We start from the raw sequence: 17647 nt of genomic DNA on the forward strand, positions 1-17647 counted from the left end.
CGGCGATATAGCGAGATTTTCACGACCGTCGAAAACAGTCAATAGATGGGTTACGCTGCCTGCACCAGCCCGTCCGAGGAGGAACCCGCAATGACGACTCCGATCCCGGTGAACCCGCCCTCGCTCCCCGCGCCGAGCGGCTACTCGCACGGCACCCTGAGCGGCAACACGCTCCACCTGGGCGGGCAGACGGCCCTGGACGCGGACATGCGGATCGTCCCCGGGGGCATCGTCGATCAGTTCCGGCAGGCCTTCGGCAACGTGCTCACCACGCTGCGGGCCGCCGGTGGCATCCCCGAGGACTTGGTCAGCCTGACGATCTACCTCACAGACATCCCCGACTACCAGGCCCACGGCAAGGAGATCGGGAAGGTCTGGCGTGAGCTCGCGGGCCCGGTCTACCCGGCGATGGCCGGCATCGGTACCACCGCGCTCTGGCAGCCGGAGGCGATGATCGAGATTCTCGGCGTCGCGGTCATCCCGGACGAGCGACTCGTCCGGCCGGGGGAGGGGAACGCCACCGGGGTGTGACGGGTGCCTGGCGGCAGGTGAGCGCTGCCCTCGATCTTGCATGAGCCCTCGTCGTACGCCGACGGGGGCTTCTTGCTGCATTTCGCGACCCCCGTTGCAGGGGTTCCGCTTCCGGTCGGCGCGCGGCCATTCTGACATCCCTGCCGAGCGGTGCGGCTTTCAAACATTCAATTCAGTTCGACTGCCGAAATAGGTGGGCCTCTTTGCCTGCGCGGGCGCCCGTGACGCCGATTCGCCTGTCTTCAGGGGAAGTTGTGTGGCGGTGTGCAGGCGTTCTTCCTATATGGGAGTTTCGCGGGATTCCTTTTCAACGTGACGCCCGGGTGCGGCTGCGGCAAATATCAAGTGTTGACATGCCCGGAGCCCGTGATTGATGATTACGACCGCGTCACGGAGTTCTGGAAGGGAATCCGAGGGAACAGGGAAATGACGTGACGAAGTAATTGGCCAGCGATTTCGTGCATCGAATTGTCGAATCTCCGGGCCGCTTTCGGCGGCCCTGCGCGTCCCGGCCGCCGGCCTCGCGCCCGCCACCTCCCCTCCCCCTCTCACGGCACCCGCGCTCGACGGCGAGCGCAGCCTCACCGCGATGTTCGCTCGATCGCGAGCGCGTCCTTCCGGCCCGTCGACAGCCCGGTGATCCCGGCTTGTCGCGCCCCGATGTCACCCAGCCCCACACCGATGGGAAGGCCAGGTACCGCCGGTGCACCACACCCCCCACCCTGTCCCCGCTCCCCGCGCGTCCACCGAAATACCCACGCACGGACCGGAAGGGACGCGCGTCCGGCCCGCCTCCTTCGCCCAGCAGCGGCTGTGGTTCCTGTCCCAACTGCCCGGCGCGAACGCCGCGTACAACGAGACGATCGCCTTCACTCTGACCGGCCCGCTCGACGCGGACCTGCTGTCCCGTGCCCTCGACGCACTGACGGACCGTCATGAGACGCTGCGGACACGGCTGGTGGCCGCGGAAGGGGACGTGCAGCAGCACATCGACCCACCGGGCAACGGATTCACGCTGACGCGTGAAGACCTCACCGCCGTCGACGACATGGACGCGCGGGTGGCCGCCCGCCAACTCGACGAGGCGCAACGACCGTTCGACCTGGAAGCCGGTCCGCTCGGCCGAGGCCGCCTGCTCGCCACGGGACCCGAACGCCACGTACTGCTCCTGACGTTCCATCACAGCATTTACGACGGCGTCTCGATGAACGTCATGATGGACGAACTCGGGCAGCTCTACGAGGCGTTCGGCGCGGGCGTCCCGAACCCCCTGCCGCCGCTCGCGGTGCAGTTCGCGGACCACGCGTGCGCCCAGCGTGAAGCCGACCTCGGCACTCAGGAGGACTACTGGCGGCGCGCGCTGCACGACGCCCCGCCCGTCCTGGAACTGCCCACCGACCGCCCACGGCCGGCGGAACAGCAATACGACGGAGGGCGGGCCGAGTTCACCCTCGACGCCGAGGTCACCGCCGGACTCCGCGGCCTGGCGAGACGGCACGGCGCCACGCTCTACGTGGCCCTGCTGACCGGCTGGGCGATTCTGCTCTCGCGGCTCTCCGGAGAGGAGGACATCGTTGTCGGCAGCCCGTTCGCGGGCCGGCGCGGCCCGGGAGCGGCCGGTCTCATCGGCTTCCTCGTCAACTCCCTCCCGCTGCGCGTCTATCTCTCCGGATCCCTCACCGCCGCCGAGGCCCTGACCCGCACCCGCGCCGTAGTACGCGAGGCCCTCGCCCACCAGGACCTCCCCTTCGAACGCATCGTGGAAGTGGTCAACCCGCCGCGCAGCGCCTCCCGCACACCCCTGTTCCAGACCATGCTGGCCTGGCAGCCCGACCGGCGCGGCCTGCTGCACCTGCCCGGGATCGAGGCCGAGCCGCTGCCGATCGCCCACGCCCCGGCCAAGTTCGACCTCGCCCTGTCGGCGACCGAGTCCGACGGCAGCATCACCGGGCACCTGGACTACGCGACCGCGCTCATCGACCCCGACACCGCCCGGCGCTGGACCGGCCATCTCCGGCAACTGCTCACCGACATGGTCCGGCACCCCGAACGGGACATCCGGGCACTGGAGTTGATGACCTCGGAAGAACGCCGACGGGTGCTTCTCGACGGCGACGCCCCGCGGACCGACACCGTCAGCCGGCCCGACCCGGCGGAGACTGCCCTGCGTTCGGCGTCCGGACTCGTCGAACTCTTCGAGACACAGGTCCGCGAACGCCCCGCGCAGACCGCCGTCGTCGACCGGGACGGCTCCCTGGACTACGCGGCACTCGGCCGCCGCGCCGACCACCTCGCGCACGCCCTGGTCGCCCGTTCCGTCCGCCCCGGCGACGTGGTGGGCCTCCACGCTAAACGCTCCCGCGACCTGGCCGTAGGCATCCTCGGCATCCTCAAGGCGGGCGCCGCCTACCTCCCGCTCGACCCGGGCCAGCCAGCCGAACGCCTCGCCCGCATGATCGAGGACGCCGCCTGCCCGCTCGTGCTGAGCGACCACGACAGTGCCGAACGCGCCCCGGAATGGCTGGACCTGGGCGCCGTAGAGGCCGAAGGTGCGACCCGGCAGGGACCACCGGCGGACATCGACCACACGCCCGACCAGCCGGCCTACGTGATCTTCACCTCCGGGTCCACGGGACGGCCCAAGGGTGTCGCGGTCGAACACCGCAGCGTCCTCAACCTGTTCGCGACCTGGCACGCCCGCATGGGCACCGCCCCCGGCGAGGCCGGCTCCGCCTGGTCCGGCATCGGCTTCGACGCCTCGATCCACGAACTGCTGCTGCCCCTGACCACCGGCGGCGAACTGCACATCGTCCCCGAGGAGTTGCGCGGCGACCCCGAGGCGCTGCTGGCGTGGATGCGCGAACACGCCGTGACCCAGGCGTTTCTGCCGCCCGCCTACGTCAAGTGGATCGACGAGGACCCCGCCGTACGACTGCACGGCCTGCCCCTGCGCAAGCTGCTCACCGGCGTCGAGTCGCTCACCGAGGCCGCACTCCACCGCCTGACACAGCACCTCCCCGGCCTGCGGATCTGCTTCGGCTACGGCCCCACCGAGGCGACCCTCTACAGCACCGCCTACTACGACCCCCGCCCGCTGGAACGGCCGTGCCCCATCGGCCGCCCGCTGCCGCGCACCCGGATGTACGTGCTCGACGGCCGCCTGGAACCCGTCCCGCCCGGAGTGGTGGGCGAGGTCTACCTCGGCGGAGCGTCGCTGGCGCGCGGCTATCTGGGCCGCCCCGACCTCACCAAGGAACGCTTCCTGCCCGACCCGTTCGTGCCCGGCGAGCGGATCTACCGCACCGGCGACCTCGCCCGCCGACTGCCGGACGGCCAGGCCCACTTCATGGGACGCGCCGACGACCAGATCAAACTCCGCGGCTTCCGGATCGAGCCCGCCGAGGTCGAGGCGGCACTGACGGCCCTGCCCGGCGTACGGGAAGCGGCGGTCCTCGTCGACCACGACGCGAGCGGCCAGCCCCGCCTCATCGCCGGAATGGGCCGGGGCACGGCACCGGCCCGCACCGCCCACAACTGGCGCACCGCCCTCGCCCGCCGACTGCCCGACTACATGATCCCCGCCGTCTTCCTCGACCTCGAAGCCCTGCCGCTCAACCGCAGCGGGAAACTCGACCGGCCCCAACTCCTGCGCCTGGCCCAGGAGTCGACCTCCGACCAGGTCAACACCGCCAGCCCGCGCGACCACGTCGAGCACGGCCTGTACCGGATCTGGCAACGCATCCTGCTCCACCCCGACATCGGCGTCAGCGACAACTTCTTCGAGATCGGCGGCACTTCACTGTCCGCCATCAAGATGGCCCACGCCGTCACCGAGACCTTCGGCCGCCGACTCCCCGTCGGCGAGGTGATGACACGCCCCACCATCGAGGCCCTGGCCGCACTGCTCCGCGAGGACGGCACCGCCCGCGCCCCCGGCAGCCTCATCGAGTTCCGCCCCGGCACCGGCCCGCGCGTGGTCTGCGTCCATCCCGCCGGCGGCACCGCGTTCTGCTATCTGCCCCTGGCCACCCTCCTGCCCGAGACCGTCGGGCTCTACGGCATCCAGTCCCCGGGAGTGAACCCCGGCGAGGACCTCCTGCCGACCGTGGAGGCCATGGCCGAGGCATACCTGCGCCTCCTGGAGCCGCTCGGCGACCAGCCCCTCGTCCTGACCGGCCTGTCCTACGGCGGTCTCGTCGCCCACGCGATGGGACGACTGCTGGCCGCAGCCGGACACCGCGCGGTCAGTGTTGTCCTTCTGGACACCCAGGCCACCGACGACGCGACGGCCCGCGCGGAGATCGGCGCCGTCGACGCGACCGAGTTCCGCGACAAACTCGTGAGGTTCAACGGGATGTACCCCGGCATCGACGACGCCCAGGTCGACCGCTACTTCCACCTCTACAACCACAACCGGCTCACCGCCCGCGAACACCTCCCGGCACCCTCCCCGGCCCGGCTGGTCCTCGCCCAGGCCGTACCGGACGGCACCGACACCCCCTTCCACGCCGAGGTCCGTGCCTTCTGGCAGCGCCGCGCCGAGGGCACGTACAGGGTGGAGACGCTGGAGTGCGACCACTGGGAGATCCTGGAGGGCGTCGGAGCAACCCGGGTCGGCGCCCTGCTCGGCGCCGAACTGGCCCACCACACCGCACAGTCGGCCCTGCCGATACGGGAGGCGTGATGGACCTCCGACCGGCCCGCACCATCTCCCCGGCACCGCTCGACACGACCCCCGCACGGACCGCCTCCCTCGCCGAGACCGTTCTCGCCCAGGCCCGCCGCACCCCCGCCGCCCCCGCCGTCGAGGACGGCGGCCGGGTCCTCGACTACACGGAACTCGTACGGGCCAGCGGCCTGGTGGCGGCACGACTGCGCGCGGCCGGAGTACGCCCCGGGCACGCGGTCGCCGTACACCTGCCGCGCTCCTGGCAGTTGGTCTGCGTCATGCTCGGCATCCGCCGCGCCGGAGCCGCCGTCGTCCCCCTCGACCGCCTCAGCCCGCCCGACCGGCAGCGCCACATCCTGGTCGACTCGGGCGCCGTCGCCGTGGTTCACGGGGACGGACCTCAACTGCCCGTGCATCTCCCGGTGTTGGACGTCGACCTACTCCTGAGCGGTGACGGCGGCGGCCTGCCCGATGTGTCCCCGGGACACCCCGGCGACACCGCCACGGGCTTCGTCTTCTACACCTCCGGCTCCACGGGACACCCCAAGGGCGTGGAGGTCACCGACGCGGGGGTGCTGCGGCTTGCCCGGCCCGGCTATCTCGGCCTGCGAACGGGCACTCGCTTCGCCTGCCTGGCCAACCCCGCCTTCGACGCGCTCAGTTTCGAGGTGTGGGTGCCACTGCTGACCGGTGGCGTCTGCGTCGTACTGGACGACAGCCAGGTGCACAGCGCGCCGGGACTCGCGAGGGCGCTCGTCGAGCGCCGCGTCGACACGCTGTTCATCACGACGGCACTCTTCAACGCGGTAGTCGAGCAGGTCCCCGACTGTTTCGCCACTGTCGGGCAGGTCCTCGTCGGCGGCGAACAGCTCAACACCCGTATCGTCCGCCGCTGGTACGAGACCAACCCCGGGGCCCGCACCCTCCTGCACAACGTGTACGGGCCGACCGAGGCGACGACCTTCGCCCTCTGCCACCCCATCCCGCGCGACTTCGCCGGCGACACGATCCCCATCGGGACGCCGCTCCCCGGCACCGGCGTACTCCTGCGCACCGAGGACGACCGCACCGCCGAACCGGGCGAGGTGGCCGAACTCTGGCTGTCCGGACCGGCGTTGGCCCTCGGCTACCGCAACCTCCCGGAGCGGACCGCGCACAGCTTCGTACGGCTGCCGAACGGGCAGACGGGGCAAGGGCGTTGGTACCGCACCGGCGACCTCGTACGGCAGGACACCAGGGGTCGGATCACCTACGTCGGCCGGGCCGACCGCCAGGTCAAGGTGCGCGGCTTCCGCATCGAACCGGGCGAGGTGGAGCGGCAGATCCTGGCCCAGCCCACCGTCCGCCAGGCCCACGTGTGCACCCGCCGCGACACCGAGGACCGCAACGAACTGCTCGCCTTCCTCGTCCTGGGCGGCGAGCTCTCCTACGAAACCTACGACCGCCACCTCGCCGCGAGCCTGCCCTCGTACATGCGCCCCCACCACACCTACCTGGTCGCCGAACTGCCGCGCAACGCCAACGGAAAGGTCGACCGGGAGGCTCTGCTGCGTGATGCCCACACTTCGTGGCGCGGCACGCCCGAAGGCGACGCACCGCCCGTCAGCGCTGGGCAACGGCGGGTGCTGGACGTGGCGGAGGACATCCTCGCCGTCATCGGGCTGCGCCCCGGGGACCGTTGGGCCGCCAGCGGCGGCGACTCGCTGAAGGCGCTGCGCTTCCGCTTCGAGATCCTTGAGCGCTACGCCGTCGACCTCCCGCACGACCTGGTCCTGCGTGCCGACTTCGCCGCCCTCGCGGACGCCGTCGCCGCCGCCGACACGACCGTAGGAGAACACCCACCCGTACCCGGCCCCGCCGGGGAGACGACCGCGCCCGCCACCAGTGAGCAGGAGCGGTTGTGGCTGCTGCACCAGCGAGCGCCCGAAGACCGTTCCTACGACGTGCCGTTGGCCTTCCGGGTCCAGGGGCTCGTCGACACGGCGGCTCTGCACCGCGCGGTGCGTGCTCTGGTGGAACGGCATGTCGCCCTGCGCACCCGGCTGGTCCCCACCCCGGACGGACTGCTCCAGCGGACCGGCGATCCCTACGACCCGTGGGAACACACCGAAGCCCGCCCCGGCGAGGAGTGGCAGGACACCGCCGACCGGTTCTTCGACCACCGCTTCGACCTCACCGAGGGCCGGATGCTGCGGGCGGCCTGGGTACCGGAGGCCGACGGCGGACTGCTCCTGCTGCACCTGCACCACGTCGCCGTTGACGGCTGGTCGCTCAACCTCCTCTTCCGCGACCTCACCGACGCCTGCCCAGCCGAGGACTCGTCCCATACCCCCCTGGACTTCGCGCACTGGCAGCGCACCTGGCACACGAGCGTTGCCTACGAGGACCGTCGCGCACGGCTGCGCTCGCACTACGGCCGCGACGGAGAACCGTCACCCGCACTGCCGGCTCCCGACGCGCCACGGGCGCGCCTGCTGCGCACCACACTCGACGTCGTCCGCCGCAGCGCACTGGACCGGCGTGCCGCGCAACTCGGCCTGACCCGCTTCCAGTTGCTGGTGTCCGCGTTCGCCGCGAGCGTCTACGGCGTCACCGGGCAGGGCCGTCCGCTGATCGCCACGCCGGTCGCGAACCGTCCCCGGCCCGAATTCGCCGACACCGTCGGCATGTTCGCCAACACCGTGCTCCTCGACCTGCCGATGGAGCCGCACCGCTCATTGGACGCCCAGCTGTCAGAGCACGCCGACGTCGTGCACACCGTGCTGCGCGACCAGGAGGTCGCCCTCGCCGACGTGCTCGCGGACCGCGCTTTGGGTGAGCGGACCCCCTTGTTCGACTACCTGTTCGTGCTGGAGAACACCGACTTCTCCGCGCTGCGGCTGGACGGCTGCGAGGTACGGCCGCTGTGGCCCGAGCCGCTCGGCGCGAAATGCGCCCTCACGCTGTCGGTGGTGGAGCACGAGGGAGGCTTCGACTGTCTGTGGGAGTACCGCGACGACCTCGGCGCCGAACGTGCCGGGGCCGCGGCTCGCCTCTTCCGGCAGGCCCTCGATCACCTGGCCGGCGAGACCGAGACCACCCTGCATGAACTGGTCGCCGACTACCGCCGCACCCTGCCCGACCACGGCCAAGGTCCCGCGCGGGAAGCGGACTTCGCCAACGTCGCCGAGGGCTTCGCCCGGCAAGTGGCCCGCACCCCGCACGCACCGGCCGTCGCCATGGGCGAGTTGTCTCTCACCTACGCCGAACTCGACGCGCAGGCCGCCCGGTTGGCTTCCGTCCTGGCCGCCCGCCTCCCTGCCGATCCCGCCGCCCCGGCTGCCGTGGCGCTCCATCTCCGACCCTCCTTCGAACACATCGTGGCCCTTCTGGCGGCGGCCCGGCTCAACCTCACAGTCGTACCGCTCGACCCCGCCTATCCACCGCCGCTGCTGCGCCATGTGCTCGACCGGGCCGACCCCTTGTGTGTGCTCGTGGCACCGGAGGACGAGGAGGCTCTTGCCGCGATCGCGCCGGCGTCCCTGCCGCGGTACGTCCTGACCCTCGCGGACGCCCCGACCGCCGTGCCCGACAGCCCCGCGCACCAAGGAGCGCGGCCGCTCTACACCCTGTTCACGTCCGGCTCCACCGGTGAGCCCAAAGGCGTCCAGGTCTTCGACCGGACGCTGTGCAACCTGCTGACCTGGCAGCGCACCGACGGCGGTCTGGTCGGACCGGCCGTCACCCAGCAGTTCTCCATGCTGTCCTTCGACGTCTCCTTCCAGGAGATCTTCACCACCCTGTGCTCCGGCGGGCTGCTGCGCCTGGTCGAACCCGCCTGGCGGCACGATGTCCCTTCCCTGCTAAGGGAGTTGGAGGCCGGGGGAGCGGAGCGGATCTTCCTGCCGTACGTCGCCCTGCAACTGCTCGCCGAACACGGCGTGCGCACGGGGCAGTTCCCGTCCCGGCTGCGTGAAGTCGTCACCGCCGGGGAGCAGTTGGTGTGCACGGACGCGATCCGCCGCTGGTTCGCCGGACTGCCGGACGCCCGTCTGTTCAACCACTACGGTCCCACCGAGACCCACGTCGTCAGCGGCCTGTGCCTCGACGGCGATCCGGCTGCCTGGCCGCTGCGGCCCGCGATCGGACGGCCGGTCGCGAACGCCGTGCTGCGGGTCGTCGACGAGGGCGGCCACCCCGTCCCGCCGGGCGTCACCGGAGAGTTGCTGATCGGCGGACTCATGGCCCACCGCTGCTACCTCGGCGACGACACACCCCACCACGACCGCTTCACCGATGACCCCGACCTCGGCACCCTCTACCACACCGGCGACCTCGCGCACTTCGACGTGGACGGCCTGCTGCACTACGCGGGCCGCGCCGACAGTCAGGTCAAACTCGGCGGCCACCGGCTGGAGTTGGGCCAGGTGGAAGCCGCTCTGTTGCAGTATCCCGGCATCACCAACGCCGTCGCGGTCGTGACGGACGGACTGTTGGTGGCCTGCCTGCAGTGCCGGGGTGGCGACCCCGACCCGAAGGAGCTCGCCGACCATCTGTCCGGGCTGCTGCCTGCCTATGTGCGCGTCAGCCGGTTCCGCCGTCTGACAGAACTGCCGCGCACCCCGAGCGGCAAACTGGACCGCCGGGCGGCGCTCACCGCCCAGGGCCGTGAACTGCGCCCGTCCGGCGCCATCGCCCAGGCCACTCTGTCACCTCTCGAAGCACGGTTGGCTGATCTGTTCGAGACGGTGACAGGCAGGGCGGTCGGTGTCGAGCAGCGGTTCTTCGACGCCGGCGCCACCAGCCTGGACCTGATGCGTTTCCAGCTCCGCTGCGCGGGCGAGGACCAACTTGCCTTCGGTGTACCGGAGTTGTTCGAGCACGTCAGCCTCCGCGCACTGGCCCGCCTCATCGAGGGGCGCGCTTCGGAGAGTACGGATTCGGCGCCCCTCGGCGCGCCACGACCCGTGGGCGAACCCATCGCCGTGATCGGGATGGCCGTACGGCTGCCGGGCGCCCCCGACCTGGCCGCCTTCTGGGACCTGGTCGTCTCCGGCGGCCGGGGCATCGAGCACTTCCCGACGACCGACGGCAGGGTGGGCGCCCGCAGCCAGCTCGCCGGGCCGCTCGCCTTCGACCCGGGCCGCTTCACCATCAGCCCGCACGAGGCCCGGCTGATGGACCCCCAGCAACGACAGCTCCTGATGAACTGCGTCGAGGCACTCGCCCACGCAGGCATCGCGAACCCTGCGGCCCACCGGGTCGGACTCCTTGCCGCTTGTGGCGAGAACACCTATTTCCAGCGCATGCTGCGCGAGGCCGAGCCGGCCCAACTGCCCGACTCCTTCCGGCTCGCGCTGCACCACGAGAAGGACTTCCTGGCCACCAAGGCCGCCTACCACCTCGGGCTGACCGGGCCCGCCTTCACCGTGCAGTCCGCGTGCTCCAGCTCGCTCGTCGGCGTACATGTGGCCGCCGGGATGCTCCGGCAGGGCGACGCGGACGTGATGCTCGTCGGCGGTGTCCTCGTCGACCCCGACCTGACCGACGGCTACACCTACCGGCCGCAGCACATCTTCTCGCCGGACGGCCACTGCCGGCCCTTCAGCGCGAACGCCGCCGGCACCGTCGGGGGCAGCGGCACCGCCGTCGTCGTCCTCAAACCGCTCGCCGCCGCGCGCCGCGACGGCGACACCGTATACGCCGTCGTCACCGGCTCCGGCATCAACAACGACGGTTCGGACAAGCTCGGTTACAGCGCCCCCGCCCTGGCCGGACAACGCGCCGCGATCCGCACCGCCCTGCACCGCAGCGGCCGTAGCGGCACCGACCTCGGCTACGTCGAGGCACACGGGACCGGTACCCGGCTCGGGGACCCGGTGGAGACGGCCGCGCTGCGGCAGGCATACGGGCTCGCGGACGACGCGCGAGTGGCGCTGTCCTCCGTGAAGAGCCAGATCGGACACCTCGGCGCCGCCGCGGGCGTCGTCGGCCTGGTGCGAGCCGTGCTCGCCGTGCACCACGGGGTCATACCGCCGACCGTGGACTTCGACCGGCTCAACCCCGAGATCGAGGACGGCCCTTTCCGCATACCGGTCACCGCCGAACCCTGGCCGTCGGACACCCCGAGAGTGGCGGCCGTCAGCAGTTTCGGCATCGGCGGGACCAACGCCCATCTGCTGCTGGAACAAGGGGAGTTGTCGGATCCCGGTCCGGTTCCGTCCGAGTTGGTGCCGTGTCTGGTGCTGTCCGGCGGCTCGCTGTCCGCCGTACGCGCGGACGGTCGCCGTATCGCCGCCTACCTGAGGGCGCGTCCCGACACCTACCCGCAGGTGCTGCGCCACCTCCAGGCCGGACGGCCCGCGCTCGGCCACCGGGCGGCGGAGGTGTGCCCGGACGTCACGTCGGCCATCGCGTGGCTCGGGGATATCGGGGAGGCCGGGGAGGTCGTCGAGCCGCTCGTGCGGACAGGGGTCGAGGTGCCGGACCGGGACCCCCACGCCCTCGCCGAGGCATGGACGGCCGGACACACCCTCGTATGGCAAGAAGGGCCCGCACCCGCGCCCTGGGACTGCCCACCCCCCGCCTTCGACACGACGGAATACGACTTCCGGCGCCCGCCCGGAACCGACCAGCCCGAGGCCGGGTGCGCCCCGCAGCGGCTGCCCTCCGGTCAGTGGCTGCACCAGCCGCTGTGGACACGTCTGCGCCGCGCCCGCACCGGCGCCCACCAGCCCCGGCGCACCGCCGTCGTGGTCACCGCACCGGACGCGGACGACACAGCGTGGCGCTTCCTGGAACGGCACTACGCCCGGGTGGTGACCGTGCGGGCCGGGCAGGGACTCACCCGGCTCGGCGAGGACCGCTACGAGGCCGATCCCGCCGACACCGATCAACTCGCCGTCGCGCTGGCGGAGATCACCCGGCGCACCGGCCCCGGCGTCGACTGGCTGCACACCCTTCCCCTGACCCTCGACGGCAGCCTCGACGACCACGCGCTGGAGGCGGCCCAGTGGGCCTGCCTCGACACCGTCGCGGCGCTCGCCCGCGCCCTCGCACAGATCCCCGACACCGAACGGCCCCAAGCCTGGCTGCTGTCCCACGGGGCGCAGCCGGTCACCGGTCCCGTCCGCACCCCCGAGGCGGGCCTGCTCGCCGCCGCCCTCGAAGTACCCCGGCAGGAACTGGGCGTGACCCTGCGCTGGACCGACCTGCCCGGACCGCGTCCGGCCGACTGGGCGGCCCAGTTGCCGGACCTGCTCCTGGACGACACGATCACCGAACCGTCGACCGGCCTGCGCGACGGCTTCTGGTGGCAGCGCACCCTTCAGCCGGTCCACACTCCCGAGCCCCCAACTACCGCCGTCCGCACGGCCGTTCCCGGAACCCACCTGGTGCTCGGCGGCACCGGCGGCATCGGCACCACCCTGGCCGCCCGCCTTCTGGAACACCCTGGCAACCGCGTGGTCCTCGTCGCCCGGGGGACCGGGACACCGCCCGCGCTGCGCGCACACCAGGACCGCGTCACGCTGGTCCCGGCCGACCTCGCCACCGACGACCTGGACACGGTCGTAGACCAGCTGGCCCCGCACCTCGACGGCCTCGCCGGGATCGTCCACGCGGCGGGCACCGCCGCCGGCGGCCTCCTCATCCGCCGCGACCCCGCCGACGCCCGCCATGTCACGGCCGCCAAACTGCGCGGCGCCCTGCTCGTCGAGCGGATCATCGCCGAGTACGACCCGGACTACGCGGCCTACTGCTCGTCAATGGCCGCCAGATTCGGTGGAGTTGGGCAGTTCGACTATGCGGCGGCCAACGCCTGCCTGGACGCCTGCGCCCACCACTCGCCTCCCGGCGCCGACGACGCCACCGTCCGCATGAGCATCGGCTGGGACGCCTGGCGGGAGGTAGGCATGGCACAGCACGCCCTGACCGCCGACGCCCGTCACCAGGAACACCTGAGGGCGGCGCTCACCCCCGAGGACGGCGCGGCGGTCTTCGAGCGGGCGCTGCACCTGCAACTGCCGCACCTGCTGGTCAACACCACGCCCCTGGCGGAGGCTCACTACTTCTACGAGAACGAGCATGAATCTGCGCCTGTCGCCGACAGACCGACGCTCGCCACGCAACCTACCCCCGGCGACCCCGCCGCCGACCTCACCGAGATCCTCCGCGACCTCCTCGGCGTGGACGCCGTCGACCCCGAGGCGGCGCTGTACGACCTGGGCGCCGACTCGCTCACCCTGCTGGAACTCATCGACGAGGTGAAACGCCGCCACGGCACCGACATCGATCTGTCCCGGCTCAGTCACCGGGTGAGCCTCGCCGAGATCCTCGGTCACCTCGGCACCGGCAACCGCCGCGCGTCCGCCGCCGTGGCCGTCGAAGTGTGGCAACGGGGGCCGGGTCCGGACGTGTTGTGCCTGGTCCATCCGGTCGGCGGCGACATCCAGGCCTACCGTCCGCTGGTGGCGGCCCTCCCCGCCGAGTCGACCGTCTGCCTGATCGCCGACCCGAAACTGCGCGACCCGGGACTGCCCGCCCGGTCGATCGCCGACCGGGCCGCGCATTACCTGGAGGCCGTGCGGGCCGCCTTTCCGGACCCCAACTACCGTCTGCGTCTTGCGGGTTGGTCGTTCGGCGCCTGGACAGCCCTGTCCATGGCGGCACTCGCCGAGGCCGAGGGCAGACCCGTCGGTGCCGTCCACCTTCTCGACCCACCGCCCCCCGGTGCCGGCCAACGCCTCGCCGCCTACGACGAACAGCAGGTGGACGCCGTGTTCGCCCGCGAGTTGACCGGCAACGGCGGCGGACAGCTGTCGGAGTCCGGCCGCGCCTACGCCGAACGCCTCGCACACTGCTGCCGCACCAACCTCGCGGCCATGGCCGAACACCGGCTGCCACGACTGCAATCGACACCTACCGAGGTATGGCTCGCCCAACGCCCGGTCGAGGAAGGGCTGTTGACACCGGAGCCGACCCCGCCCGGCGCGTGGGACGCCCATCTGCCCGGCTCCTATCGCCTCGACCACATCGACGCCACCCACTACGAACTCGTAGCCGAACCCCACGTACAGGCGATCGCCGCCGCGCTCGCGACAGCCCCCGCACCGGCCCATCCCGCCGGACGATCCTGAGGAGGTAACCGTGCGGCACCCCTACACCCGCCTGCCCGAGCGGTCCTTCTGGCGCACCGCGGTCGCCGAACCCGACCCGCTCGACATCACCGACCTGTGGACGCCGAAGTTCACCATCGGCCAGGACGATCCCGTCGTCACCGCCGGATCCTGCTTTGCCGCCCACATCGGACGGGCCCTCCTGGAGGAGGGCATGCACTGGTACGACGCCGAACCGCCGCCGCCGGGCCTCACCCGAGCGGAGCGGTCGGCGCGCGGCTACCGCCGTTTCTCCTTCCGGACCGGCAACATCTACACCGCCGCCGCCCTGCGCCAGTGGATCGCCTGGGCGCTCGACGAGGAGAAACCGCCCGAGGAGGTCTGGGCGGAGGGCGACGCCTTCCACGACCCGTACCGGCCCACCGTCGAACCGGACGGCTTCGTCTCGCCCACCGACCTGCTGCGCTCCCGCGACACCACCCTCGCCGCCGTCCGCACCGCCCTTACCAAGGCCGACGTGCTCGTCTTCACCCTCGGTCTGACCGAGGCCTGGCACGACACCCGCACCGGCACGGTGCTGCCGATGTGCCCCGGAACCGTACGCGGCACCTTCGACCCCGCCCGGCACGTGCTGCGCAACCACACGGTGGCCGAGGTGCATCACGACCTGACGGCCCTGCTCGCTCTGGCCCGCACCGTCAACTCCCGGCTGCGCATGGTCCTCACCGTCTCCCCGGTCCCTCTGACGGCCACCGCCACCGGCCGTCACGCCCTCGTCGCCACCACCCACTCCAAGTCCGTCCTGCGCGCGGCGGCCGGCCAACTCGCCGACGAGAGCCCGGAGGTCGACTACTTCCCGTCGTACGAGATCGTCACGGGATACCCCTACCGGGCGGCCTTCTACGAACCCAACCTCCGCACGGTCAGCCCCGACGGCGTGGCCTTCGTGATGCGGCACTTCTTCGAGGCCGTCCAGGGCCGGACCACCACCACGCCCATCACCCCCACCCTCGTCGACGGCGGAGAGGACAACCGGTGTGACGACGCAGTGCTCGACTACTACAACCCCCGCCCGCTTCCTTCTGCTCGGTGACTCCCACGCCGGTTGCATCGGCCGCGCCGCCCAGGCGGCCGACCTGTCCTTCGCGGGCGGCCCGGTCGGCTCCGGGCGCGACTTTCTCGGCCCGTTCTTCGACACCGACGACACCGGCCTCACCTTCCGGCAGGCGGAGACACAGCGGCTGTACCGCGAGTTCCTCGACACCCTCGACGTGCCCGCGCTCGCCGAACTCCGGGTACCGCTGGTGTGCACCTTCGGCCTGAGCGCCCACACCGTCGCCACCCGGCAGAACTGGGACCTCTACCGCGACCGGCACGGCACCGTCCCGGCAGCCTTCCTGCGGAGCGGCCTCTTCGCCGACCTGATCCGCGCGACCGCCCGGGGCGCGCTCGCCTTCTACGACCACGTCGCCGCCCTGGGACTGCGCGTACTGGCACCCCTGCCGCCCCAGCGCGTCCCCGGCATGTCCGACCCGGACGTCTTCTTCGCCGCGCAGGACATCCTCGTAGCCGAACTCGCCACGAGGGGAGCCGAGTTGGTGGATCTGCGCACCCGCGTCACCGACAGGAGCGGCCTGCAACGCCCGGCCTTCTCCCAGCCGGACGACACCATCCACGGCAACCTCGCCTACGGCCGCCTCGTCGTGTCCGAACTCCTCGACCGAGGCCTGTGACTCTCACCCCTTCCCGCCCACACCAAGGAGGTCCCTCATGGAGGACTACGCGCTCAAGGCCGTCGAACGGCTCACCACCCGCCCCGCCGAGGTCTACGACACCCTGTCCGTCGAGCCGATCACCCCGCTGCTGGGCGCCGAGGTCACCGGCCTCGACCTTTCCCGGGAGCTGACGCCCCAGCAGGAGAAGGAACTCAAGCACGCGTTCCAGACCCACCACGTCCTGGTCTTCCGCGACCAGGACATCACCCCGGAGGAGCACAAGCGGTTCGCGGGCGTCTTCGGCGAACTGCACCCCGTAGCCCTCGCACCCGAGGGATCCGACCCGTACATCCTGGACATCAAGGCGACCAAGGAGTCCCGGGCGGTGGCCGGCAACGGCTGGCACGCCGACGGCACCGCCGACCCCGAACCCTCCCTCGGCTCGCTGCTCTACATCACGACCGTCCCCGAGGGCGGCAGCGGCGGCGACACCGTCTTCGCCAACATGCACCTCGCCTACGACCTGCTCTCACCGGCGATGCGCGGCTTCCTCGACGGCCTCACCGCCCTCCACGACGGGGCCCTGCCCTGGACCGCCGCCGGACAGACCCCGCCGCCCGAGTACGAGGTACCGCGCACCGAACAGCCGGTCGTCGCCCGGCACCCGGAGACCGGCCGCAAGCTGCTCTTCGTCAACGCCCCCTACACCTCCCACATCACCCAGCTGTCCCGCGCCGAGAGCGACGCCCTCCTCGACCTGCTGTACGCGCACACAGCCCGCACCCCGCTGCTGCACTGCCGGGTCCGCTGGCAGGAGCGCACCCTCGTCCTCTGGGACAACCGCAGCGTCCAGCACCACGCCGTCTGGGACTACTTCCCGCACACCCGGGAGGGCCGCCGCGTGGCCGTCAACGGCAGTTCCCTGCAGGCCTGAGTCATGCCCATGACCGACATCGCTCCGGCTTGGCTGCGGCACGTCGCCACGGAGCTCCCATTGCAGCTGCCGACGGACGTCCGCGACGACTGGACGGCCCGGCTGCACGGTCTTCTCGACGAAGTCCCGGACACGGGAAGCCTGTTCGCCGTCCACGTCTGGCAGGCCGAGACGGTCCTGCCGCTCCTCGCGGAGGCTGCGCGGGAGGGGGACGCCGCCGTGTTCGCGGGTCCGGGAGACCTGCACCGCGCGGCGGCGTGCGGCAGGGCGACGGACCAGGAGACCTGGCGAACGGCGCTCACCCCGATGCTCCTGCACCTCTACGACGCGGCCTACGACCGGGCCGGCGCCTACACCGAGGCCCACACGGGCGCCCGCGACTACGCCCTGGCCAACGGCTTCTCAGCGACCGACGCGGACGGATACGGCCACGAGTACGCGCGGTTGAGCAGCGACGCGAACGCGCGGGCCTGCGCCGAGGCCCACGCGCTGGCACTCGGTCCCGCGCTGGCACGGGCGTACGCGACCGACGGCGGCGAGGCGTACGCCGAGACGTTTCCCGCCGCCCAACTCCGGGCCGTAGTGCGGGTGATGACAGAGCGGGGCGATCCGGCGCCCGCCACACGTCTCGCCGAGGGGCTCATCTCGGCGCTGGCGACATCGAGGCCGTAGACACTCGGGCCGGCAATCGCGGAGAGTGTTG

At 71.7% G+C, this 17647-nt stretch carries 7 protein-coding genes; all 7 read left to right on the forward strand.

The features are described 5' to 3' along the window. The first annotated feature begins 90 nt into the window (after positions 1–90). The 7 genes from ACFXC1_RS06025 to ACFXC1_RS06055 all read left to right on the forward strand — a co-directional run bounded on the left by ACFXC1_RS06025 (position 91) and on the right by ACFXC1_RS06055 (position 17616). The gene (locus ACFXC1_RS06025) at positions 91–531 is read left to right on the forward strand and encodes a RidA family protein (protein WP_381239308.1); all 441 of its coding nucleotides are present in this window, start codon (positions 91–93) and stop codon (positions 529–531) included. Between the two features lie 703 nt (positions 532–1234). Next, positions 1235–5215: a non-ribosomal peptide synthetase gene (locus ACFXC1_RS06030; protein WP_381239311.1), complete on the forward strand. Its 3981-nt coding sequence runs from the start codon at positions 1235–1237 to the stop codon at positions 5213–5215. Then, positions 5215–14316, forward strand: a complete 9102-nt coding sequence (locus ACFXC1_RS06035; RefSeq protein ID WP_381239314.1) for an amino acid adenylation domain-containing protein — start codon at positions 5215–5217, stop codon at positions 14314–14316. Before ACFXC1_RS06030 ends, ACFXC1_RS06035 begins: the two co-directional genes overlap by 1 nt. Positions 14317–14326: 10 nt before the next feature. Next, a complete protein-coding gene (locus ACFXC1_RS06040; RefSeq protein ID WP_381239317.1) occupies positions 14327–15388 on the forward strand; it encodes a GSCFA domain-containing protein in 1062 nt (353 codons plus the stop codon). Further along, positions 15333–16028 (forward strand): hypothetical protein, encoded by a 696-nt coding sequence (locus ACFXC1_RS06045; protein WP_381239318.1) that lies wholly within the window; start codon positions 15333–15335, stop codon positions 16026–16028. The genes ACFXC1_RS06040 and ACFXC1_RS06045 overlap by 56 nt, the downstream gene beginning before the upstream one ends. A 37-nt stretch (positions 16029–16065) precedes the next feature. Further along, positions 16066–16944 carry a TauD/TfdA dioxygenase family protein gene (locus ACFXC1_RS06050; RefSeq protein WP_381239320.1) on the forward strand — a complete coding sequence of 293 codons (879 nt, stop codon included), beginning with the start codon at positions 16066–16068 and terminating at the stop codon, positions 16942–16944. 9 nt (positions 16945–16953) lie between these two features. Continuing rightward, a complete protein-coding gene (locus ACFXC1_RS06055) occupies positions 16954–17616 on the forward strand; it encodes a hypothetical protein (RefSeq protein WP_381239323.1) in 663 nt (220 codons plus the stop codon). Positions 17617–17647: the final 31 nt, after the last annotated feature.

Origin of the sequence: Streptomyces hokutonensis (genome assembly GCF_042751305.1) — a bacterium.
In the GTDB taxonomy this organism is placed as follows: Bacteria; Actinomycetota; Actinomycetes; order Streptomycetales; family Streptomycetaceae; genus Streptomyces; species Streptomyces hokutonensis_A.

What these genes read in the sequence shown, in the direction of transcription:
- ACFXC1_RS06035 (WP_381239314.1), top strand. Translation starts at nt 5,215, where the DNA reads ATGGACCTCCGACCGGCCCGCACCATCTCCCCGGCACCGCTCGACACG.
- ACFXC1_RS06025 (WP_381239308.1), top strand. Translation starts at nt 91, where the DNA reads ATGACGACTCCGATCCCGGTGAACCCGCCCTCGCTCCCCGCGCCGAGC.
- ACFXC1_RS06050 (WP_381239320.1), top strand. Translation starts at nt 16,066, where the DNA reads ATGGAGGACTACGCGCTCAAGGCCGTCGAACGGCTCACCACCCGCCCC.
- ACFXC1_RS06055 (WP_381239323.1), top strand. Translation starts at nt 16,954, where the DNA reads ATGACCGACATCGCTCCGGCTTGGCTGCGGCACGTCGCCACGGAGCTC.